This is a genomic window from Flavimobilis soli (assembly GCF_002564025.1).
Taxonomy (GTDB): Bacteria; Actinomycetota; Actinomycetes; order Actinomycetales; family Cellulomonadaceae; genus Flavimobilis; species Flavimobilis soli.
In genome coordinates this window covers 299,857-320,776 of record NZ_PDJH01000001.1, presented here as the reverse complement: position 1 = coordinate 320,776, position 20,920 = coordinate 299,857, and the positions used below count along the sequence as shown (strand labels likewise).

Annotated in this window: 19 protein-coding genes; 10 read left to right on the top strand and 9 right to left on the bottom strand. The window is 71.6% G+C overall.

Annotation, left to right across the window (positions count from 1 at the left end; genetic code table 11):
• Positions 1 to 14 precede the first annotated feature (14 nt).
• Complete coding sequence (locus ATL41_RS01490) at positions 15 to 2,000, bottom strand: DEAD/DEAH box helicase (protein ID WP_098456886.1); 1,986 nt, start codon at positions 1,998 to 2,000, stop codon at positions 15 to 17.
• Positions 2,001 to 2,223: 223 nt separating this feature from the next.
• Positions 2,224 to 2,832: a DUF4126 domain-containing protein gene (locus ATL41_RS01485; protein WP_098456885.1), complete on the bottom strand. Its 609-nt coding sequence runs from the start codon at positions 2,830 to 2,832 to the stop codon at positions 2,224 to 2,226.
• 130 nt (positions 2,833 to 2,962) lie between these two features.
• Between ATL41_RS01485 and ATL41_RS01480 the strand changes: the two genes are divergently transcribed.
• From ATL41_RS01480 to ATL41_RS13120, 7 genes are all read left to right on the top strand, one after another.
• On the top strand, positions 2,963 to 3,877 hold the full coding sequence (locus tag ATL41_RS01480) for a DUF881 domain-containing protein (RefSeq protein WP_143556548.1): 915 nt from the start codon (positions 2,963 to 2,965) through the stop codon (positions 3,875 to 3,877).
• A gap of 22 nt (positions 3,878 to 3,899) precedes the next feature.
• A complete protein-coding gene (locus tag ATL41_RS01475) occupies positions 3,900 to 4,232 on the top strand; it encodes a small basic family protein (protein WP_098456883.1) in 333 nt (110 codons plus the stop codon).
• On the top strand, positions 4,229 to 5,200 hold the full coding sequence (locus ATL41_RS01470) for a DUF881 domain-containing protein (RefSeq protein ID WP_098456882.1): 972 nt from the start codon (positions 4,229 to 4,231) through the stop codon (positions 5,198 to 5,200). The genes ATL41_RS01475 and ATL41_RS01470 overlap by 4 nt, the downstream gene beginning before the upstream one ends.
• A 125-nt stretch (positions 5,201 to 5,325) precedes the next feature.
• Positions 5,326 to 5,817: an FHA domain-containing protein gene (locus ATL41_RS01465; RefSeq protein ID WP_098456881.1), complete on the top strand. Its 492-nt coding sequence runs from the start codon at positions 5,326 to 5,328 to the stop codon at positions 5,815 to 5,817.
• The gene (gene ftsR, locus ATL41_RS01460; RefSeq protein WP_245854546.1) at positions 5,814 to 6,587 is read left to right on the top strand and encodes a transcriptional regulator FtsR; all 774 of its coding nucleotides are present in this window, start codon (positions 5,814 to 5,816) and stop codon (positions 6,585 to 6,587) included. The genes ATL41_RS01465 and ftsR overlap by 4 nt, the downstream gene beginning before the upstream one ends.
• A 186-nt stretch (positions 6,588 to 6,773) precedes the next feature.
• A complete protein-coding gene (locus tag ATL41_RS01455) occupies positions 6,774 to 7,361 on the top strand; it encodes a MerR family transcriptional regulator (RefSeq protein WP_098456880.1) in 588 nt (195 codons plus the stop codon).
• An 18-nt stretch (positions 7,362 to 7,379) separates the two neighbouring features.
• Positions 7,380 to 7,547: a hypothetical protein gene (locus tag ATL41_RS13120; RefSeq protein ID WP_169924476.1), complete on the top strand. Its 168-nt coding sequence runs from the start codon at positions 7,380 to 7,382 to the stop codon at positions 7,545 to 7,547.
• A 110-nt stretch (positions 7,548 to 7,657) separates the two neighbouring features.
• On the opposite strand, the gene ATL41_RS01450 is transcribed toward ATL41_RS13120, so the two are convergent.
• Positions 7,658 to 8,896, bottom strand: a complete 1,239-nt coding sequence (locus ATL41_RS01450; protein ID WP_245854544.1) for a phospholipase D-like domain-containing protein — start codon at positions 8,894 to 8,896, stop codon at positions 7,658 to 7,660.
• 47 nt (positions 8,897 to 8,943) lie between these two features.
• A complete protein-coding gene (locus ATL41_RS01445) occupies positions 8,944 to 9,348 on the bottom strand; it encodes a RidA family protein (protein ID WP_098456878.1) in 405 nt (134 codons plus the stop codon).
• 75 nt (positions 9,349 to 9,423) lie between these two features.
• On the opposite strand from ATL41_RS01445, the gene ATL41_RS01440 reads away from it, so the two are divergent.
• Positions 9,424 to 9,837: a winged helix-turn-helix transcriptional regulator gene (locus ATL41_RS01440; RefSeq protein WP_098456877.1), complete on the top strand. Its 414-nt coding sequence runs from the start codon at positions 9,424 to 9,426 to the stop codon at positions 9,835 to 9,837.
• Positions 9,838 to 10,058: 221 nt separating this feature from the next.
• Positions 10,059 to 10,535, top strand: coding sequence for a GNAT family N-acetyltransferase (locus ATL41_RS01435; RefSeq protein ID WP_245854543.1), 477 nt, complete (start codon positions 10,059 to 10,061; stop codon positions 10,533 to 10,535).
• A gap of 144 nt (positions 10,536 to 10,679) precedes the next feature.
• Here the strand turns inward: ATL41_RS01435 and ATL41_RS01430 are convergent, their stop codons facing one another.
• On the bottom strand, positions 10,680 to 13,070 hold the full coding sequence (locus tag ATL41_RS01430) for an ATP-binding cassette domain-containing protein (protein ID WP_098456876.1): 2,391 nt from the start codon (positions 13,068 to 13,070) through the stop codon (positions 10,680 to 10,682).
• A gap of 340 nt (positions 13,071 to 13,410) precedes the next feature.
• Here ATL41_RS01430 and ATL41_RS01425 point away from each other — a divergent pair, with 340 nt between their 5' ends.
• Positions 13,411 to 13,755 (top strand): RNA polymerase-binding protein RbpA, encoded by a 345-nt coding sequence (locus ATL41_RS01425; protein ID WP_098456875.1) that lies wholly within the window; start codon positions 13,411 to 13,413, stop codon positions 13,753 to 13,755.
• Between the two features lie 88 nt (positions 13,756 to 13,843).
• On the opposite strand, the gene ATL41_RS01420 is transcribed toward ATL41_RS01425, so the two are convergent.
• The 4 genes from ATL41_RS01420 to ATL41_RS01405 form a co-directional block, all read right to left on the bottom strand.
• Entirely contained in the window at positions 13,844 to 14,617 is a 774-nt protein-coding gene (locus tag ATL41_RS01420) for a polyprenol monophosphomannose synthase (RefSeq protein WP_098456874.1), read from the bottom strand.
• Entirely contained in the window at positions 14,614 to 16,167 is a 1,554-nt protein-coding gene (lnt, locus tag ATL41_RS01415) for an apolipoprotein N-acyltransferase (RefSeq protein ID WP_098456873.1), read from the bottom strand. The genes ATL41_RS01420 and lnt overlap by 4 nt, the downstream gene beginning before the upstream one ends.
• A gap of 73 nt (positions 16,168 to 16,240) precedes the next feature.
• Positions 16,241 to 17,902, bottom strand: coding sequence for an amidohydrolase (locus tag ATL41_RS01410; protein ID WP_098456872.1), 1,662 nt, complete (start codon positions 17,900 to 17,902; stop codon positions 16,241 to 16,243).
• Between the two features lie 108 nt (positions 17,903 to 18,010).
• Complete coding sequence (locus ATL41_RS01405; RefSeq protein ID WP_098456871.1) at positions 18,011 to 20,893, bottom strand: DEAD/DEAH box helicase; 2,883 nt, start codon at positions 20,891 to 20,893, stop codon at positions 18,011 to 18,013.
• Positions 20,894 to 20,920 lie beyond the last annotated feature (27 nt).

Below are 20,920 nucleotides of genomic sequence, written 5' to 3'. Positions count from 1 at the left end.
TTCTCTGCTAGGCGTCAGCCGCGGGTGCGCGGCTTGCGCGGCCCGTCGAAGCTGCGGTCGTCGCGACGAGCGGAGTCACGGTAGCCACCCTCACGACGCCCGGCCGGCGCCGCGTCGCGGCGGCTGCTCCAGCCAGAGTCCCGACCCGAGTCGCGGCGGGCGCTCGGCGCACCGTCGTAGCTGCGCTCGTGCGAACGCTCGGGGCGCGGTCCACGGCCACCGGGGCCCTGGTCGATCGTGATGCGCAGCATGCGGCCGCCGACGCGGGCACGCGAGATGCGGTCGATCGTGCTGGCGTCGAGCGGCGTGATGATGTCGACGAGGGAGAAGCTCGGGAAGATGTCGATCTTGCCGAGGTCCTTGCCCTCGAGCCCACCCTCGTTCGTCAGCGCACCGACGATGCCGCCGGGCTGCACGCCGTGGTTGAAACCGACCGCGAGGCGGTAGCGCGTGCCCTGCGCGTCGCGCGGGCCGTGCTCACGACGCGGACGACGCTCACCGTCACGCTGGTCGCGACGGCCGCCCTCGTCGTCGAAACGACCCGGACGGCGAGCACCGCGCTCGGCGAGGCGCTTCGCCTCGGCGCGCTCCTCCTCGGCCGCGACCTGCTCCGCGTGGGCGCGGGGGCCGTCGTCGCCGACGTGCAGGGCGAGCATGACTGCGGCGAGCTCGGCGGCGTCGACGACGCCCTCGTTGCTCGCGAGGAACTCGTTGACGAGACCGCGGTAGAGGTCGAGGCGACCGGACTCGCGGCGCTCGGCGATCTGACCGAGAAGCTTGCGAGCGCCGTGCGCGGAGACGTCGGCCGGCGTCGGGACCTCGGTCAGCGTGAGCTGCGTGCGGATCGTGCGCTCGATGAACTTCAGGCGGTTGCGCTCCGACGGCGTGACGAAGCTGATCGCCTTGCCCGTGCGGCCGGCGCGGCCCGTACGGCCGATGCGGTGCACGTACGCCTCGGGCTCGCCCGGGAGGTCGAAGTTGACGACGAGACCGATGCGGTCGACGTCGAGGCCGCGGGCCGCGACGTCCGTCGCGACGAGCACGTCGAGAGCGCCGGAACGGAGGCGCTCGACGATCTTCTCGCGCTCCTTCTGCGCGACGTCACCCGAGATGGTCGCGGCGGAGATGCCACGCTCGACGAGAGCCGAGCCGACCTCCTCGGCCGCGCCGCGGGTGCGGCAGAAGACGATCGCCGCGTCGGCGTCGGACGTCGCGAGGATGCGCGTGAGCGCACCCGTCTTGTGCCGGAACGGCACGACGGCGTAGCTCTGCTCGACGGACGTGACCGTCGAGGACTGGCGGGCGACGGTGATCTCGACGGGCGACGTGAGGTGCTCGGTCGCGACGCGGCGGATCTGCGGGGGCATCGTCGCCGAGAAGAGCGCGACCTGGCGCTCGGCCGGCGCCTGCGCGAAGACCTTGTCGACGTCCTCGGCGAAGCCCATGCGGAGCATCTCGTCGGCCTCGTCGAGGACGAGGAAGCGCACGTCGGCCATCTTGAGCGCGCCGCGCTCCATGTGGTCGATCACGCGGCCGGGTGTGCCGACGACGATCTGGGCACCGCGCTCGAGCGCGCGCTGCTGCGGGACGTAGGGGGCGCCGCCGTAGACCGGGACGACCTCGATGTGGGGGAGGTGCGACGCGAACGAACGCACGGCGTCGGCCACCTGCATGGCGAGCTCACGCGTCGGGGCGAGCACGAGGGCCTGCGTGGCGCGGAGCGTCGGGTCGATGCTCGCGAGCATCGGGAGGCCGAACGCGGCCGTCTTGCCGGTGCCGGTCTGGGCGACGCCCGTGATGTCGCGACCGGAGAGGAGTGCGGGGATCGCCTGCACCTGGATCGCGGAGGGGGTCGTGAAGCCGAGGTCGCGGACGGCGGCCATGAGGGGCTCGGGGAGACCGAGCTCGTCGAAGCGGGGGGAGTCGGTGACGGCCGTCTCGAGAACGGCGTCGGAGGTGTTGCGGGCGCGCGAGGGCGCGCTGATGTCAGAAGACGTCATGCGTGGGGGAACCCAGTTTCTTGAGGTTGTTCGGAGCCGGTGCACGGGACTTCTTGACCCGTACGGTCGCAATCCCGAAAACCCCAGCCCGACCGGGCCACAAGAATCGATCTCTGTCTCGAGATCACACGCGGGACGCGCGACACACTCCAAGGTGACTCCACGAGCATACCGTCCGGACGCGCCCCTGTCCGGGAGCGAGGCCGGTGAGGTGCGCCACGTGCTAGGCCTCGGCGGCTGCGACGCGCCTGCGCGCCCGGTCGTCCCGCCGCCGGCGCAGCCGCCGGACGAGGAGCGCCACGACGGTGACGGCGCCGATCGCGGCCAGCACAGGGACGACGACGGCGGCGATCGTGAGGGCGACCGCGCCGGCGTCCTCGGCTGCGGACAGGACGGGGGCGGCGAGACCCGCCGTCATCGTGTTGGCGACGGGCCGCACGGCGGCCTTGAGCAGGTGCACGACGAGCGCGACGCCCACGCCGACAGCGACCGGCACCCACGCGTTGTCCGCGAAGAACGCGGACGGGTCGTCCACCTGGAGGGTCTGCGACGTCGTGCCCGCTGCGAAGACCATCCCGCCCGAGGCCGGGCGCACCGCGGTCTGCAGGACGTCGTTGATCGAGTCGACCGCAGGCACCTTGTCGGCGACCATCTCGACCACGAGGAGCACAGCGACGACGACGAGGAGCCGCTCGTCCGTGAGCCACGCCCACGCGTCCGGAAGTGTCACGAGGTCCGTGAACCGGGCGAGCAGCCCGATGCCCAGCAGCGGGAGATAGGCGTTGAGCCCCGCAGCGGCGGCGAGGCTCGTGCCGGTGAGCACCTCGATCATGCGCGGACCTCCCTGTCGGACGTGTGTGCGTGACCAGGGCACGCCCCCATAGGATGGCAGGCGTCGCGGCGCGTGACGAGCGCTGCGCCGCCCGGTGGAGACGCCCCGGGGCGAGCACGGGGGAGGCAACGTGTCCACGAGCACGAACGTCTCCCGGCCACGCCCCGACGCGTCGATGGTGCTCCTCGACGAGGTCATGCGCCGCCCCCTCGATCCTGGGTACGCCGAGGCCGCTGCTCGGCGCGCCGCCGGCACCGCGCCCCGGAGGGGACCCGTCCGCCTCGGCCTCCTGCTCGTGGCCGCCGTCGTGCTCGGTGGCGGCACCGCTGCCGCGGCCGAGGCGCTGCGCACCCCCGGTGACGGCGTCCTCTCGTCGACCGCGATCCTCGAGGACCAGATCGTCGAGCGCCGCGCGGCCGTCGACGCCCTCGTCGATGCCGTCCAGCAGACCACCGCCGAGATCGAGTCGTTGCAGAGCGACGCGCTGGGGGAGCAGTACCCCGTGCTCCTCGAGGCGGCCCTGCGCGACGGAGCCGCCGCCGGCACGACCGCCGTCACGGGGCCCGGGCTCGTCATCAAGCTGAACGACGCCGTCCCGCTCCTCGGCGAGACGGACGACGCCGCACGCGTCCAGGACTACGACATCCAGGTCGTCGTCAACGCGCTCTGGGCCTCAGGCGCGGAGGCGGTCGCGGTCAACGGTCACCGCCTGACGAGCACGAGCGCGATCCGCAGCGCGGGCGAGGCGATCCTGGTCGACCTGATCGGTCTGTCCCACCCGTACACGATCGAGGCCGTCGGCGACCCGAAGACCCTACCTGCCTACTTCGCCCGTTCGCTCGGCCAGGAGCACATGATCGTGCTCGGTTCGCGGTACGGGATCACGTCGTCCGTGTCGCAGGAGGACGAGGTCACGCTGCGAGCCGGGCGAACCCCGGACCTCCTCAACGCGCGCCGCGGCGCTTCTGCCGACGGCGACAGCGGTGAGGTCACGCTCACCGAGGACACACGCACCGCCATGAGCACCGGGGGAGTCCCTCGGTGAGCCCGACGAAGGAGCCCAACTCGTGATCGCTGTCATCGGCCTGCTGATCGGTGCCCTGCTGGGAGTGTTCTTCCAGCCTGACGTACCGGTCGCGCTGCAGCCGTACCTCCCGATCGCCGTCGTCGCGGCGCTCGACGCCATCTTCGGTGGCCTGCGCGCACTGCTCGACGGCATCTTCGACGACAAGGTCTTCGTGGTCTCGTTCCTGTCGAACGTCGTCGTCGCGGCACTCATCGTCTTCCTCGGCGACCAGCTCGGTGTCGGGAACCAGCTGTCGACGGGGGTCGTCGTCGTCCTGGGCATCCGGATCTTCTCGAACGCGGCCGCGATCCGCCGCCACCTGTTCAAGGCATGACCGCGCCCGAGAGGCCCGGGGACGGGTCCAGCCCCGAGGAGGCCGCCACCGTGCAGCCCGACCGCGCCCAGGACCAGCAGGGCGACGTCGCCAAGGCGGCCGCCGAGCCCCTGTCGGCCGACGCGGCGGGCCCGGACATGGAGCAGCACGCACCGGACGGGCACGTCGCGCCCGTCAGCACACCGGCAGCGCCCGCAGCACCTCCGGCGCCGGGGCACGGACGCCACGAGGCAGCCCCGCCGGCACCGCCGTCGGCCTGGCAGACCCTCGGGAGGGCGCTGCGCCCGCGCCTCACCATCTCGCAGCTCGTCGCGGCACTGCTCTGCGGGCTGCTCGGCTTCGCTCTCGCCGTCCAGCTCACGGCCGACGAGCGCAGCTCTCTCGCGGGCCTGCGGCAGAACGAGCTCGTCCGCATCCTCGACGAGGTCACGCGGCGCGGCGAGGACCTCGAGCAGCAGGCGCAGACGCTGCGCGGACAGCTCGCCGAGCTCCGCAGCAGCACCGACGACCGCGCCGCGGCCGTCGAGGTCGCGCTCGAGCGCGCGGAGGTGCAGGGCATCCTCTCGGGCCGCCTGCCGGCGGAGGGCCCGGGGATCATCGTGCGGATCGACGAGGGTGACACCGTCCTGCCGGCGACGACGATGCTGTCCGTCCTGCAGGAGCTGCGCAACGCGGGCGCCGAGGTGATCGAGCTCAACGGCGTCCGCATCGTCGCGTCCTCGGCGTTCACGGACACCCCGCAGGGGCTCGTGCTGGACGGCACGCTCCTGACGTCCCCGTACGTCTGGAACGTCATCGGATCCGCCGACACGCTCACGCCCGCGCTCGAGATCCCCGGCGGTGCGATGGCGTCCGTGCGCAACGCGGGCGGCCGGGGAACCGTCACCGCGGACGGCGAGGTGCGGATCGACGCGGTGCGCGAGCCTCCGGCCCAGCGATTCGCGACGCCGGTGACGCCTCCCTCGTGACGGTCCCGACGCCGGTCCGGGCGCTACCGCTATGGCTCCACGCCGGATCATGCATAAAGTGGAGGTGCAGGTCGACCGATGTGTGAGTGGCTGCGCACGTGCGCAGCCAAGGCCGAGGAGGGTGCATGACTGACGGTACGCACGAACAGGTTCCCGGCGGCTCGGTCGAGCCCCCGTCGGGGATCGAGGCGACCGTCGTCTTCGGCGCCGTGCCACGCGAGGGCGCCCCCGTGGGCGTCCCGAGCGACGCCGTCGCTGGGCTGGGCACCGAGGACAAGGCGGCCATCGCCGCGCTTCCCGCTGACTGTGCTCTTCTCATCGTCCAGCGCGGGCCCGGCGCCGGTGCCCGGTTCCTGCTGGACGCCGACCGCATCCTCGTCGGCCGGTCCGAGCGGTCGGACATCTTCCTCGACGACGTCACCGTCTCCCGCAAGCACGCGTCCTTCGAGCGCGCCGGCGGCGAGTTCTCGGTCCGCGACTCGGGCTCCCTCAACGGCACCTACGTCAACCGGGAGCGGGTCGACGCCGCAGTGCTCCGTGCGGGCGACGAGGTCCAGATCGGCAAGTTCCGCATGGTCTTCTTCCCGAGCCAGCGCGCTGCGGGAAGCGGCCAGTGAGCCCGGCCCACCCGCAGGCGACGCCCGCCGAGGACGGCGCAGGCTCGACCCTCCCGCAGCTCGTCGAGACCTGGCCTGCTGGTGTCTCGACGCGTGCGTCGATGCGGATCTCGGACGTGCTCGCGGCGCTGCGGCCCGAGTTCCCTGCACTGACGAGCTCGAAGCTCCGCTTCCTCGAGGACCAGGGGCTCGTGGAGCCGGTGCGGACGCCCGCCGGCTACCGTCAGTACTCGCCCGCGCACGTCGAGCGGCTGCGCTTCGTGCTGGGCCAGCAGCGCGACCACTACCTGCCTCTCAAGGTGATCAAGGACCGCCTCGCCGAGATGGATGCAGGGCTCTACGAGCCCGCTCCCGTCTCGCCGCGCCTTGCCGCCTCGGACGGCGAGCGAGCAGACCTGCGCCCTGCGGACCGTCTGACGGCGGCGACGCTCGCCGCGGAGGCTGGCGTCGAGGTCAGCCTCGTCGAGGAGCTCCTGGAGGCCGGGATCATCCGCGCGGACGCACGCGGGAGGTTCGACTCGTGGGCGCAGCAGATCGTCGTGCACGCGGCCGCCCTGCACCAGCACGGCATCGGGGCTCGGCACCTGCGCGCGCTGCGCTCTGCGGCGGACCGGGAGCTCGCTCTCGCGGAGCAGGTCGTGGCGCCGGTGCGAGCGCAGGGCACGCCGTCGGCGCGCGCGCGTGCTGACGCGACCGCGGTCGAGCTGGGGGAGTCGTTCATCCAGCTTCACGCAGCGCTCCTGCGGCAGGCGCTCTCGGAGCACGACTGAGCAGGCACAGGCGCTGCGGCGACGCCGCAGAGGGCGAACCCTCAACCTCAAGTTGAACGTGAGACACGTCTCGCGACACGCCGGGAGCGCTTGACGCCGTGGTCGTTGACGCTGTCAGAGGTGGCCCGTAGCGTAGCCATCAGAGACAGGGCCGAAGCGGCCGTGCAGGTCAAACAGGAGGCTGGCGTGAGCACCACGAGCGAGACCGGCGAGCAGCCGGCGGCGCGGGCAGCAGCCGCCTCCCAGGGGCTGCTCTTCGGCGATGATCTCACGGAGCAGGACGCAGCCACGGGCTACCGCGGCCCCACGGCGTGCCGCGCCGCGGGCATCACGTACCGCCAGCTCGACTACTGGGCACGTACCGGTCTCGTCGAGCCGACCGTCCGCCCCGCGAACGGCTCCGGGACGCACCGTCTCTACAGCTTCCGCGACATCCTCGTGCTCAAGGTGGTCAAGCGCCTCCTCGACACGGGCGTCTCGCTCCAGCAGATCCGCACGGCGGTCTCGCACCTGCGTGAGCGCGGTGTCGACGACCTCGCCCAGATCACGCTCATGAGCGACGGTGCGAGCGTCTACGAGTGCACGAGCGCGGACGAGGTGATCGACCTGGTCCAGGGCGGCCAGGGCGTGTTCGGCATCGCTGTCGGGCGCGTGTGGCGCGAGGTCGAGGGGTCCCTCGCCGAGCTCCCGACCGAACGTCTGGGCGACGAGGAGTCGGCCAGCACCCCGACGGACGAGCTCGCCGCTCGCCGTCGCGCACGTTCCGCTGGATGATCTAGCCGGGAGGCCAGCATGGCCGAGACAACCGACCCCGCAGACGTCGCTGCGGCCGAGCTGGCTGCGCACCCCGAGTTCGCCGAGGTGCCCGTCATCGAGGCTGACGAGACAGTGCCGCCTCGCCCCGAGGAGGAGATCGCGGACGTCGTCCGGGCCGACCCCGATCGCCGAGAGGCGCGCTGAGACCTCTTCGAGCTGGTCCGGCGACCGAGAGCCGACTTCCGCCCGTGAGGAGCCGCGGACGATCCCTGTCGCGCACGACAGGGGAGCGGGCTTCTAGGGGAGCACGCGCGTCACATCAGAGGCCGCAGGGGAGCGAGCACCCGCTCGCTGATCCGCGCGACGCGCCCGCGCTCCTCCCACTCCTCAGCCGTGAGCTCGCGGCAGTTGCTCAGGTCCGACTCGAAGACCCGCTCCATCTGCGCAGCGAGCCCCTCGTCGTAGATCTCCATGTTGATCTCGTAGTTGCCCGAGAGGCTGAGACGGTCGATGTTGGCCGTGCCGATCGTGGTCCACACGCCGTCGATCGTCGCGGTCTTCGCGTGCACCATCGCGTCCTGGAACAGCCAGATGGTCACACCGCCCGCGAGCAGGCTCGAGTAGAACCCGCGTGACAGCCAGTCGGTGACGACGTGGTTCGAGTTCTCCGGGACGATGACCCGCACATCGACGCCCCGGCGCGCCGCCGCGAGGAGCGCGTCGAGGATCTCGTGGTCCGGGATGAAGTACGCCTGCGTGATGTAGATGTGGCTCTGCGCCCGGTCGATCGCCTGCAGGTAGATGCCGCGGATCGGGAAGAGCAGGTGCCCCGGCGCGTTGCGGGCGGGGCGGATGTGCGGCTCCCAAAGATCCGAGCCCGGGTCCGGCAGCACCGGAAGGTGCGAGCGGCGCGTGCTGTTCCAGAAGTCCACGAACGCGTTGCGCAGATCCCACACGGCGGGGCCCTCGAGACGCAGGTGGGTGTCGCGCCAGTCCGTCGCGTAGAGCGAGCCGATGTTGTAGCCGCCGACGAACCCGATCTCGTCATCGACGACCAGGATCTTGCGGTGGTCGCGGCCGGAGTGGCGCACGTTGAGCGTGAGGAGGCCGGGCCGGAACGCGGGGTAGCGAAGCACGTGGACGCGCTCGGGGAACTGGAGGAACTCACGCGGCACGACGAGGTTGGCGAAACCGTCGAAGATCACGTAGACGCTGACCCCGCGGTCGGCTGCCTCGATGAGCGCGTCCTTGAACTCCGCACCGATCGCATCACCCTTCCAGATGTACGACTCGAGCATGATCGTGTGCTGCGCGCCGCGGATGGCCGCGAGCATGTCCGCGTACAGATCCTCGCCATACGTGAAGAGTCGCGTGCGCGTGCCGGCGACCTCGCCGTCGAGCGGTGGCAGATGAGGGAACTTCACCTCTGTCGTGTCGCGCCGGTACTTCTTGACTGCGTCCGTGACGATGAGCGCGGCGGCGACGGCGAAGGGGGCGGCGACGGTGAGCGCGCCTGCTCGTACGACGGCGCGGGGGAGTCGGGGGCGGGGCACGCTGCAAACATAACCGCATTGCCCCGACCGCGACATCCAGGATCCTGTCAGTCGAGGACCGCTGTCGCCTCGATCTCGACGAGCATGTGCGGCTCGAAGAGCGCCGCGACACCGATGAGCGACGCCGGGGGCAGCGGATCGGGGATCGCCAGCTCGCCGCGGACACGAGCGACGCCGTCGAGAAGCTCGGGCAGCCGCTCCGAGCCGGTCCATCCGGTCACGTAGAACGTGAGGCGAACGACGTCGCCGAACGTGGCGCCCGCAGCGGCGAGGGCCTGCCCGACGTTGCGCAGCGCCTCGGCGACCTGGTCGGCGAACGAGCCGGGCGCATCCGGCGAGCCGGCGCCCACCTGTCCGGCGACGTGCACCTGGCGCGCGCCCGTGCCGACAGCCACGTGCCGGTAGGGGACCGCGAGCTCGAGGCCTGCGGGGTCGATCATCTGGACTGCCATGTGTCCTCCTGGGAAGCGAGTAGATATCCAAGTGATATCTGGTGTCCGGAGGGCACTTCAACGAGACTAGGTTTCATGAAGGAAACCACGCAGACACAGCCGGGCCCGCTGCGCGTCAGTGCGTCGCACCGCGAGCTGCTCGATCAGGTCCTGGACAAGTGGTCCTTGCTCGTCATGGAGGAGCTCTGCGACCGTCCGTCGCGCTTCAACGAGCTGCGCAGCGCGATACCCGCAGTGACCGCCAAGTCGCTGTCCGCGACGCTGCGACGCCTCGAGCGGAACGGCATGGTGGAACGGATCGTCGGTGACAGGCGCCCCGTGAGCGTCACATACAGGATCACGCCGCTCGGCAAGACGATGCGGGAGCCTGTCGAAGCGCTGCTCGCATGGACGACGACCCACCTTCCTGCGGTCGAGGCGGCGAGAACGGCGTATGACGAGCGGGCGGACGGAGGGGGGCACGCAGTCCAATCCCGACCGCCGGATTGACATAATGTACCTTATCGGTAACTAGGGAAGTGCTGACTCGAGGCTCTGACGGCCCGCAACCGCCACCTGCGGGACACGACCCCCTGCGCGGCGATCGCTCGTCACGTCGCCAGCACGCGAGGCGGCGCCCGCGACCGTCGTGCAGTCGGGTGCCGCGTTGCAGACGCCCGTCGCCGCGGCGCCGCACGCCTCGACGACGCCGCCCGCTAGGCTCACGACCCGTGACTACCATCGAGGTCGTCGACCCGAGCTCTCCAGTCGCCGCTCAGATCGTGCGCGCCTACATGGCCGACGTCGCGTCTCGTTACTACGGACGACCTGCGACGACCGCAGAGATCGACAAGGCGCTGCTGGACGAACCGTTCGACGACCTGGCCGGCCCGTCGGGCGTCCTGCTCGTGGCCCTGCGCGACGGCGAGCCCGTCGCATGCGCGGGCGCGCGGTTCGTCGACGACACGGCCGAGCTCACCAAGGTGTTCACCACCGCGTCTGCACGAGGCTCGGGGTTGGCGAGGCGGCTCGTGGCCACGCTCGAACAGATGTTCGCCGAGCGCGGGCTGCGGACCGTGCGTCTCGACACGCGCAGCGACCTCGTCGAGGCGTGCGCGCTCTACGAGAGCATCGGCTATCGCCGCGTCGAGCCGTTCAACGACGAGCCATACTCCGACCGCTGGTATGCGAAGCGGCTGACGCACTGATCCCACATCCCGGCAACACCCGGGCGCGTGCTGTCCAGTGCACGGCCAGCTCGCGTACCGGCCGCGCTCCATGCGCCAGCGGGCTCGCGTACCGGCCGCGCCTGGCGCGACGCCCTCACGCGGACCCCGGGGCCGGTGATCAGGTCAGGCGCCGACGTACTCCGCGAGGTGCTGCCCCGTGAGGGTCGACCGGTCGGTGACGAGGTCAGCCGGCGTGCCCTGGAACACGATGCGGCCACCCTCGTGGCCAGCGCCCGGACCGAGGTCGATGATCCAGTCGGCGTGCGCCATGACAGCCTGGTGGTGCTCGATCACGATCACCGACTTGCCGGCGTCGACGAGGCGGTCGAGCAGGCCGAGCAGGTTCTCGACGTCGGCGAGGTGCAGGCCTGTCGTCGGCTCGTCGAGGATGTAGACGCCGCCCTTCTCCCCCATGTGCGTCGCGAGCTTGAGGCGCTGACGCTCACCTCCGGAGAGCGTCGTGAGCGGCTGACCGAGACTGACATAACCGAGGCCGACGTCGACGAGACGCTCAAGGATCTTGTGCGCTGCCGGGACACGCGACTCCCCCTCCGCGAAGAACGTCACCGCCCGCTCCGCGGGCAACGCGAGCACCTCGGAGATGTCGAGACCGCCCAGCCGGTACTCCAGGACCCCAGGTTGGAACCGCTTGCCCTCGCACGCGTCGCATGTGCTCGAGACACCCGACATCATGCCGAGGTCCGTGTAGATGACGCCGGCGCCGTTGCACGCCGGGCACGCACCCTCGGAGTTGGCGCTGAACAGCGCGGGCTTCACGCCGTTCGCCTTCGCGAACGCCTTGCGGATCGGCTCGAGCAGTCCGGTGTAGGTCGCAGGGTTGCTGCGCCGCGACCCCTTGATCGCGCTCTGGTCCACCGACACGACGCCCGCGTCCCTCGGCATCGACGTGTGCACGAGAGAGCTCTTTCCCGAGCCGGCGACACCCGTGATCACCGTGAGCACCCCCAGCGGGATGTCGACATCGACGTCGACGAGGTTGTTGGCGTTCGCTCCGCGGATCTCGAGACTCCCGGACGGCGAGCGCAGCGCGTCCTTGAGGCGCGCCCGGTCGTCGAGGTGCCGTCCGGTGAGCGTGCCGCTCCCCCGCAGACCCTCGACCGTGCCCTCGAAACAGATCTCGCCACCCTTGGTGCCGGCACCGGGTCCGAGGTCGACGACGTGGTCGGCGATCGCGATGACCTCCGGCTTGTGCTCGACGACGAGGACGGTGTTGCCCTTGTCGCGCAGACGCAGGAGCAGCTGGTTCATCCGTGCGATGTCGTGCGGGTGCAGACCGATGCTGGGCTCGTCGAAGACGTACGTGACGTCGGTGAGCGCCGAGCCGAGATGGCGGATCAGCTTCGTCCGCTGCGCCTCACCACCGGAGAGGGACCCGGACGGCCGGTCGAGGGACAGGTAGCCGAGCCCGATCTCGACGAAGTGCCCGAGCGTGTCGCGCAGCGCCGTGAGCAGCGGAGCGACCGCGGGCTCGTCGAGATCAGCGACCCACTCGGCGAGGTCGCTGATCTGCATCGCGCACAGGTCGGCGATGTTCTTGCCGGCGATGCGTGAGGAGCGCGCCTCCGGGCTGATCCTCGTCCCCTCGCACTCCGGGCAGACCGTGAACGTCACCGCGCGGTCCACGAACGCGCGGATGTGCGGCTGCATCGCCTCGCGATCCTTGGAGAGGAAGGACTTCTGGATCTTCGGGACGAGCCCCTCGAACGTCACGTTGATGCCGTCGACCTTGATCTTGGTCGGCTCCTTGTAGAGCAGGTCGTGCAGCTCGCGCTTCGTGAAGTCGCGGATCGGCTTGTCGGGGTCGAAGAAGCCCGAGGCGCGATAGATCCGCCCGTACCAGCCGTCCATCGAGTAGCCCGGGATGGTCAGCGCGCCTTCGCTCAAGGAGAGACCGTCGTCGTACAGCGCGCTCAGGTCGAAGTCGTTGACCTTTCCCATGCCCTCGCACCGGGGGCACATGCCGCCGAGCTGGTCGAACGTGGCCTTCTCGGCCTTCGTCCGCCCACCGCGCTCGACCGTGATGGCGCCGCTCGCGTGCACCGACGGCACGTTGAACGAGTAGGCGTTCGGCGGACCGATGTGCGGGTCGCCCAGCCGGCTGAACAGGATGCGCAGCATCGCATTGACGTCGGTGACCGTGCCGACGGTCGAACGAGGGTTCGCACCCAGCCGCTCCTGGTCGACGATGATCGCGGTCGTGAGGCCCTCGAGGACGTCGACCTCGGGGCGCCCCACGGTCGGCATGAACCCCTGGAGGAAGGCGCTGTACGTCTCGTTGATCATGCGCTGCGACTCCGCAGCGATCGTCGCGAAGACGAGCGAGCTCTTGCCCGAGCCGGAGACGCCCGTGAACACGGTCAGTCGACGTTTCGGGATCTCGAGGCTGACGTCCTTCAGGTTGTTCTCGCGCGCGCCCCGCACGCGGATCACGTCGTGCGCGTCGGCGGCGTGCACGGCGAGGGCGCCTGCAGCGCCCGGCTCAGGGTTGGCCATCGTCTCTCCTGTGTCCGGTCGACCTCTGCGCGGCCACGACGCCGCACCTGGTCATCATGCCTCGCCCGACAGACACGGGTGTGGTCAGGCCCACGCCGTGGCGAGCGCCCAGGCGCGTGCAGGCGGGCCTCCCGCCCGTGTAACCTTCCGGGTGGCGCATCGCCATTTGCACGGCAGGATGGTTGTCAAACGGACCGCTCGTCCCGGCGAGCCGGTAGCTGCAGTTCACCAGACCTTCACCGCCGACCTCCCGATCGACGGAACAAATCAGCGCCCGTAGAACGTTCCACCTGCAGACCCTGCACACGCAACGGCTGCACACAGCCCTCTGGAGGACACCATGGCCGACCGGTCACTGCGCGGAATGAGCATCGGCTCGAAGAGCATGGAGACTGACGAGGGGGTCGACTTCGCGCCTCGCTTCCAGGCTCACTACGACTGCCCGAACGGGCACACGATCATCCTCCCGTTCTCGACCGAGGCCGAGGTCCCGGTCGAGTGGGAGTGCCGCTGCGGCGAGCTCGCGCTCCTGCGCGACGCCGACCGTCCCGAGCCCAAGGCGACCAAGCCTGTCCGTACGCACTGGGACATGCTGCTCGAGCGCCGCACGATCAAGGAGCTCGAGGAGCTGCTCGATGAGCGCCTCGGCCTCCTGCGCGCCGGGAAGCTCCGCCGCAGCGCCTGACGCACCGCGGCACGCATGAACGGGTCGGCCCCCAGAGAGGGGGCCGACCCGTTCGTCGTGTCTGGACCGGCGCGCACGCCGCCGCACCTCAGCGGCGCGAGAACATCCCCGCGACCTGGCGTCCGCGGCGCTGGAAGCCCCACAGCGTGACCTTGCCGAGCGCCTCGACGATGATCGAGCGGCTCATCTTCGACACTCCCGCCTCACGCTCGACGAACGTGATCGGGACCTCGCCGACCGCTCCCCCGGCGTCGATCACGCGCATCGTCATGTCGACCTGGAAGCAGTAGCCGTGCGACGCGACCGAGCTCAGGTCCAACCGCGCGAGCATCGGCGCGCGGAACGCGCGGAACCCGCCCGTCGCGTCACCGACGCCCAGGCCGAGCATGATCCGCGTGTACAGGTTCGCGCCGCGCGAGAGGACCTCGCGGTGCAACGGCCAGTTGACGACCTTGCCGCCAGGCACCCACCGTGCACCGATCACGAGGTCGACGTGCGGCTCGGCCTCGAGCCGCGCGAGCAGCGCCGGCAGCTCCTCAGGCCGGTGGGAACCGTCCGCGTCCATCTCGCACACGACGTCGTACCCCCGCGCGAGAGCCCAGCGGAAGCCGGCGATGTACGCCGATCCGAGGCCCTGCTTGCCCGTGCGGTGCATCACGTGGACGGCAGGGTCCGCGGCGGCCATCTTCTCGGCGAGGTCGCCGGTGCCGTCAGGGCTGCCGTCGTCGACGACGAGCACGTCGGCGTCGGGGACGGCGCGGCGCAAGCGCTCGAGCGTGCCCGGGAGCGTGAGCGACTCGTCATAGGTCGGCACCACGACCACCGTGCCGCGGCCTGCCGTCCCCTGGCCAGCGTCCGTCATGACTTCCTCCTGCTCCTGCGCGCGCTCACCGCGACGATCATCCCCGCCACCGTAGTGGCTGACGCGACCGCGGCAGCCACCTGTGCGGGCAGCGTGCCCAGGCGTGTCGCAGGCGTGAGGGTGGTGCGCAGCGGCACGGACGCGACGAGCTGGGCCGGCTCGAAGAGGCCGGTGCGCTGCTGCACCCGGCCGGTCGCGTCGATCACGCCGCTCACGCCGACCGTCGAGATCTGGATCGTCGCGCGGCCGGACTCGATCGCGCGGATGCGCGACATCGCCAGCTGCTGCGTGGACTCGGCGCTGTAGCCGAAGTTCGAGTTGTTCGTCTGGACGAGGAGGATCTCGGCGCCGCCGGCGACCGCCGACCGCACGATGTCGTCGTACGCGACCTCGAAGCAGATGACGTCCCCGAGAACGACGGTCCGGCCGAGGCGCGGCGACTCGAGGGCGATCGTCCCGATCTCCTCGCCCGGCAGCATGTCGGTCGTCACGAGGTCCGTCATGTCGGAGAACCGGCTGAAGAACGAGCGCATCGGGATGTACTCGCCGAAGGGGGCTGGCCGCTGCTTCGCGTAGAGCGCGACGATCCCCTCGCCCGGCTGCCACAGCAGGCTCTGGTTGTACCGGCCGCCGTCGACGTACTGCTGCGAACCGACGAGCACCGGCGCGTCGACGTCGCGCGCCGCCTGGTCGATGACGTCCCATGCCGTCTGGTCCTTGCGCGGGTCGACGTCGGAGGCGTTCTCCGGCCAGACGACGAGGTCGAGTTCACCGGGCTCGACCGTGTCGAGCAGGGCACGCGTGCCGTCCGCATGGAAGCCGAGCACCTGGTAGCGCGTCGCGAACGCGCGCAGCCCGGGCTCGGCGACGTTGCCCTGGACCGCTCCGAGGGCGAGACGGCCGTTCTCCGGCTGGGAGGTCAGGGGAACGAAGAGCCCACCAGCGACGAGCACGAACGCGACGACGACGGCCCCGCCCGCGCGTCCGAGGTGCAGACGCACGAGGCTCAGGAGGGCGACGGCGACGAGGGCTCCGACGAGCGCGACGAGGAACGACACGAGCACGGTCCCGCCGAGCCAGGCGAAACGTCCCAGAGGCGAGTCGGCTTGCGAGAACGCGAGACGCCCCCACGGGAAGCCGCCGAACGGCCACGAGCTGCGCAGCACCTCGCCCGCGGTCAGCGCGAGAGCGAAGGCGATCACTCGCAGGGCCTCGCGGTGCGCGACGGCCGGGATGCGCGTCGTCCAAGCGAGGGCGGCGCACGAGACGCCGACGAGAAGGCCTTCGGCGGTCGCGAGGGCGAACCACGGCAGGTCACCGGCGGCGAAGCCCGCCCACGAGAGGTGCGGGACGAAGAAGCCGATCCCCCACAGGCTGCCGAGGACGAACGCGGCACGCGCCCGGTGGCCGCGCAGAGCGATGTAGAGGAGGCCGACCGCGGCGTACGCGAGCGGCCAGACGCCCCGGTCGGGGAAGGCCACGTCGAGCCCCAGCCCGCCGATGATCGCCAGCGGTATCGCGAGGAGCAGCGGAGTCGGGCGAGGTGGCACGAGCGAAGCCTACGCGATCAGCCTGTGCCGACCGGGCTGCTCACGGCCTTGCGCGGCGCGTGCCCACGCGCGCTCAGCCAAGCGCGTCGTAGATGACGACGCCGTCGCGCAGGGTCTGCAGGCACGTCGGGGCCGGCTCGCCCTCGCCGAGCGCGGGAAGCAGCGGCGTGCCGGAGCGCGCGTCCGTGCTCCATGCGGCGATCGTGCTGTGCGGGCCCTGCACGCCGAGGTGGTCGGACCGCCACAGCGCGAGGTGCGCGGGCGCACCGACACGGATCTCGCCTGCGCCCGTGTGGTCGAGCCCGGCGAGGCGCCAGCCGCCGCGCGTGTGCGCGCGGAACGCGGCACGGGCGGAGATGCGCTGGTCGGCGGCGTTGAGGAAGAGCGACGCCGCGACGGCGCCCCACGGGTCGAACGGCGTGACGGGCGTGTCCGAGCCGAGCGCGAGCGGGACACCCGCCCCGGCGAGGTCGGCCAGCGGGTTCATCGCCTCGGCGCGCAGCTTGCCGAGCCGCTTCTCGTAGAGGCCGCCGGGTCCGCCCCAGATCGCGTCGAAGGCGGGCTGGACGGACAGGCGGACCCCCATGAGGACGAGCGCGGCGAGCGCGCTCGCGTCGATCATCTCGGCGTGCTCGAGCCGGTGCCCGGCACCCCGGATCGCGGCGAGGCCTTCGAGGTCAGCCGCGGCCTGGAACCCGAGCACGACCTCGCTCATGGCACGGTTGCCGATCACGTGGAAGCCCGCCTGCACCCCGGCCCTCGTCGCGGCGAGGACGTGGTTGCACACCTGCTCGGCGGTCAGCTCGAGGACGCCCGTGCGCAGCGGGTCGTTCGGGTCCTTCACGTCGGCGTACGGGCTCGTGAGCGCGGCCGTACGCGAACCGATCGAGCCGTCGACGGGCATGTCACCGCCGACGCCGGTGAGGCCGGGGATCGCCGCGAGGAGCTCGCGCACGTCGTCGGTGGTCTCGCACAGCTCGCCGCGGTAGCCGACGACGAGCGGCAGGCCGGACCCGGCCGAGCCCGTCCGGGCGATCAGGTCGGCGAGGCCGGCGCGGGTGTCCGTCGACGGGAGCGAGTGCTCGTGGACGGCCACGATGCCGCGGCTCGCCGCGAGCTGCAGGGCGCGGTCGGTCAGCTCGCGGTGGCGGGCGTCGGCGTCGGCGCGAAGCTCGGCCATGACGGTCTCGTGGGCGTCTCCCGTGAGCCAGCCCTGCGCGTCCCAGCCTGCTCGGCTGTCGAGGCCGAGGCGCTCGCAGACGACGCTCGACGCGAGGCTCGAGTGGAGGTCGGGGCGCACGAGGACGACGGGCGCGCCGTCGGCGGCGGCGTCGAGCCCGTCGCGCGTGGCACGAACGGCGTCCGGCCACGCGGCCGTGTCGCAGCCCCACCCGACGAGCGGGCCCCGGGCCTCGGTCTCCTCGCGGCGCACGTCGCGCACACGGTTCGCGACGGCCGCGAAGGCGGACGTCGCCGTGGCGATGTCCGCCTCGAGCGACAGGTCGAGCCCTTCGAGCGCCATGCCGGTCGACAGCAGGTGCACGTGGGCGTCGACGAACGCGGGCGCCACAAGAGCACCGTCGAGGTCCACGACCTTCTCCGCGCGGGAGACGAACGACGCCGCGGAGTCGTCGGCCCCGAGCCACGCCACGACACCGTCCTCGACGAGGAGGGCTTCGGCGAACGGGTCCGCGGGCGAATGGATCACGCCGTTGCGGTAGAGGATGGAGGCCACGAAAGTTCACGATAAGCCACGGCCGACGTCGAGGGAGCGGTCTCGCCCGCCCCGTGACACGCCTCACCCGCTGTTCGCGCTCTCCAGCGCCTCACGGAGAGGTGAGCGTCACACCGAGGTGTACGCGACCACGCCGCGCCGCAGCAGCCCGACGGCCTCGTGCGCGGCGAGCGCCGTCTCCTGGTCAGGGGCCGCGACCGAGATCTGGTCGAGCACGTCGATCACCTGCTTGCACCAGCGCACGAAGTCACCGGCCGCGAGCTCCGTGCCGCGCAGGACGGCCTCGAGGGAGCGGCCCTGGGCCCACCGGTAGACGGGTGCGACGAGCGTCGTGTCCACGACCGGCGTCGGCTCGACGCGGTGCGCGACCTCGATGTCCTCCAGGCGTGACCACTCGCGCACCGTGCCCTCGACCGCGCGGGCCAGGCGCCCTTCAGGGCCGCCCGGCAGGTTCGGCTCCTCGCCGCCGTCGTCCCGGCGCGCCTCGTACACGACCGACGAGACGACCGCCGCGAGGCCTGCGGCGTCGAGCCCCGCCCACACGCCCGAGCGCAGGCACTGCGCGAGCAGCAGGTCGTTCTCCGCGTAGAGACGCTTGAGCGCCTTCCCGTGCCCGGTGACGGTCGTGCGCAGGCGCGAGTCCGCGTCGTCGTGCTCGACGTCGTCCGCGTCGCGAGCAGGGCGCACGCGGAGATAGCCCAGGTCGACGAGGACGTCACAGACGCGGTCGAACTCGCGAGCGATCGTGCCGGTGCGACCCTCGATCCGGCGCAGCAACGCTCGGTGCTCCTTGTCGAGGCGCGCCCAGCGCTCGGCCCAGCGCGCGTGCGACTCGCGGTCCGGGCACGCGTGGCACGGGTGCTGCCGCAGCTCGCGGCGCAGCCGTTCGAGCTCGGCATCGTCCGCTGCGCTCGCCCGTCCCTTGCCGCGGGGGCGCGACGGCACGCCGTCGGCGTCGGCGAGGGCCGCGCGCATCTTCGCGACCAGCTCGCGCCGCTCGCGCGGCACGCGCGTGTTGAGCTGCTTGGGCAACCGGATGCGCGTGACCTGCTCGACCGCTTCGGTCAGCTCGGTGACGCTCAGCCGCGAGACCCTGCCGTCCTCGGTCAGGACCGTCGGGCGGGGGCCCTCGAACGCCTCGGTCGTGCCGCCGTCGAGCACGACGGCGTAGCCCGCCCTGCGCCCGGAGGGCACCGTGACGACGTCACCGCGGCGCAGCGCGCCGAGCGACGCTGCGACGAGCGCACGACGTCGGCCCTGGTCGCGCTTGCGCAGCTCACCCTCGCGCGAGGCGATGGCCGAGCGCAGCCGGGCGTACTCCCGGAAGTCGCCGCGGTCGCACGTCATCGCCTCCCCGTACCCGGCGAGGGCTTCCGCGTGCGACCGCGCCTGCTTCGCGAGGCCCACGACCCCGCGGTCGGCCTGGAACTGCGCGAAGCTCGTCTCGAGGATCTCTCGCGCGCGCTCGCGGCCGACGCGGTCCACGAGGTTGACCGCCATGTTGTACGTCGGCCGGAAGCTCGACCTGAGCGGGTAGAGGCGGCGCGACGCGAGACCGGCGAGAGCCACCGGGTCGAGCTGCGGGTGGTCGACGACGACCGCGTGCCCCTCGACGTCGATACCGCGCCTCCCGGCCCGCCCGGTGAGCTGCGTGTACTCGCCCGGAGTGAGGTCGGCGTGAGAGCGTCCGTCCCACTTGACGAGCTTCTCGAGGACGACCGATCGCGCGGGCATGTTGATGCCGAGCGCGAGGGTCTCCGTCGCGAACACGACCTTGACGAGGCCGAGGGAGAAGAGGTGCTCGACCGTCTCCTTGAAGATCGGCAGCATCCCGGCGTGGTGCGCCGCGAGGCCGCGGGCGAGCCCCTCGACCCACGTCACGTAGCCGAGGACCGCGAGGTCGGACGGCGCGAGGGTCGCGCAGCGTTCCTCGGCGACCTGCCGGATGCGCGCCTCCTCCTCGGGCGAGGTGAGCGAGATTCCTGAGGCGAGGCACTGCGCGAGCGCGCCCTCGCACCCTGCCCTTGAGAAGATGAAGTAGATCGCCGGGAGCAGCTCCTGCTCGTGCAGGGCGTCGACGACGGAGAAGCGTGAGAGCGGACGCCGCGAAGGGCCACGCTCGGGGCGTCCGCCCCGGTCGCGCGCGTCCCTCGGACCGCGGCTCCCGCGGTTGCGGCCGCGGCGCGCGAACGGGTCTTGGCCGCGCCGCAGCGCGATGCTCAGGTCCGGGTTGATCGGCGGGTTGACGCCGGGGTCGGTCGGGTCGACGTGCCCGGCGTACAGGTCGAGGAGCTGAGCGCTGCGCTCGTCCGCGCGCGTCGCCACGTGCTGCCACAGGGGTACGGGGCGCCGCTCCTCGACGACGACCGCGGTGTCGCCGCGCACCATCTCGAGCCAGTCGCCGAACTCCTCGGCGTTCGACACGGTCGCGCTGAGGGACACGAGCTGGACCGGCTCGGGCAGGTGGATGATCACCTCTTCCCACACGGGCCCGCGGAAGCGGTCGGCGAGGTAGTGGACCTCGTCCATGACGACGAAGCCGAGGTCGTCGATCGCCGAGGAGCCCGCGTACAGCATGTTGCGCAGCACCTCGGTCGTCATGACGACGACGTCGGCCCCGCCGTTGACCGACGTGTCGCCCGTGAGGAGCCCGACGCGGTCGGCGCCGTGGCGCGCGACGAGGTCGTGGTACTTCTGGTTGCTCAGCGCCTTGATCGGGGTCGTGTAGAACGTCTTGAGCCCACGGGCGAGCCCGAGGTGGACGGCGAACTCGCCGACGACGGTCTTCCCAGCCCCGGTAGGCGCGGCGACGAGGACGCCCCGGCCCTTCTCGAGCTCGCGGCACGCGTGCACCTGGAACTCGTCGAGGTCGAACTCGAAGGACTCGCGGAAGCGTGCGAGCTCGGTGCGCTCGTCCTGCTGACGCTGACGGGCCGCGGCGTAGCGTTCCGCAGGTGACATGGGCTGGTCCACCCCGGAGGCTCGACTCATGCTGTCCACGGTAGTCGAGGCCCCTGC

Excerpts from the sequence above, each read along its gene's own strand:
- ATL41_RS01490 (WP_098456886.1), bottom strand. The coding sequence starts at position 2,000 with ATGACGTCTTCTGACATCAGCGCGCCCTCGCGCGCCCGCAACACCTCC.
- ATL41_RS01485 (WP_098456885.1), bottom strand. The coding sequence starts at position 2,832 with ATGATCGAGGTGCTCACCGGCACGAGCCTCGCCGCCGCTGCGGGGCTC.
- ATL41_RS01470 (WP_098456882.1), top strand. The coding sequence starts at position 4,229 with ATGACCGCGCCCGAGAGGCCCGGGGACGGGTCCAGCCCCGAGGAGGCC.
- ATL41_RS01465 (WP_098456881.1), top strand. The coding sequence starts at position 5,326 with ATGACTGACGGTACGCACGAACAGGTTCCCGGCGGCTCGGTCGAGCCC.
- ATL41_RS13120 (WP_169924476.1), top strand. The coding sequence starts at position 7,380 with ATGGCCGAGACAACCGACCCCGCAGACGTCGCTGCGGCCGAGCTGGCT.
- ATL41_RS01445 (WP_098456878.1), bottom strand. The coding sequence starts at position 9,348 with ATGGCAGTCCAGATGATCGACCCCGCAGGCCTCGAGCTCGCGGTCCCC.
- ATL41_RS01440 (WP_098456877.1), top strand. The coding sequence starts at position 9,424 with ATGAAGGAAACCACGCAGACACAGCCGGGCCCGCTGCGCGTCAGTGCG.
- ATL41_RS01430 (WP_098456876.1), bottom strand. The coding sequence starts at position 13,070 with ATGGCCAACCCTGAGCCGGGCGCTGCAGGCGCCCTCGCCGTGCACGCC.
- ATL41_RS01425 (WP_098456875.1), top strand. The coding sequence starts at position 13,411 with ATGGCCGACCGGTCACTGCGCGGAATGAGCATCGGCTCGAAGAGCATG.
- ATL41_RS01420 (WP_098456874.1), bottom strand. The coding sequence starts at position 14,617 with ATGACGGACGCTGGCCAGGGGACGGCAGGCCGCGGCACGGTGGTCGTG.
- ATL41_RS01405 (WP_098456871.1), bottom strand. The coding sequence starts at position 20,893 with ATGAGTCGAGCCTCCGGGGTGGACCAGCCCATGTCACCTGCGGAACGC.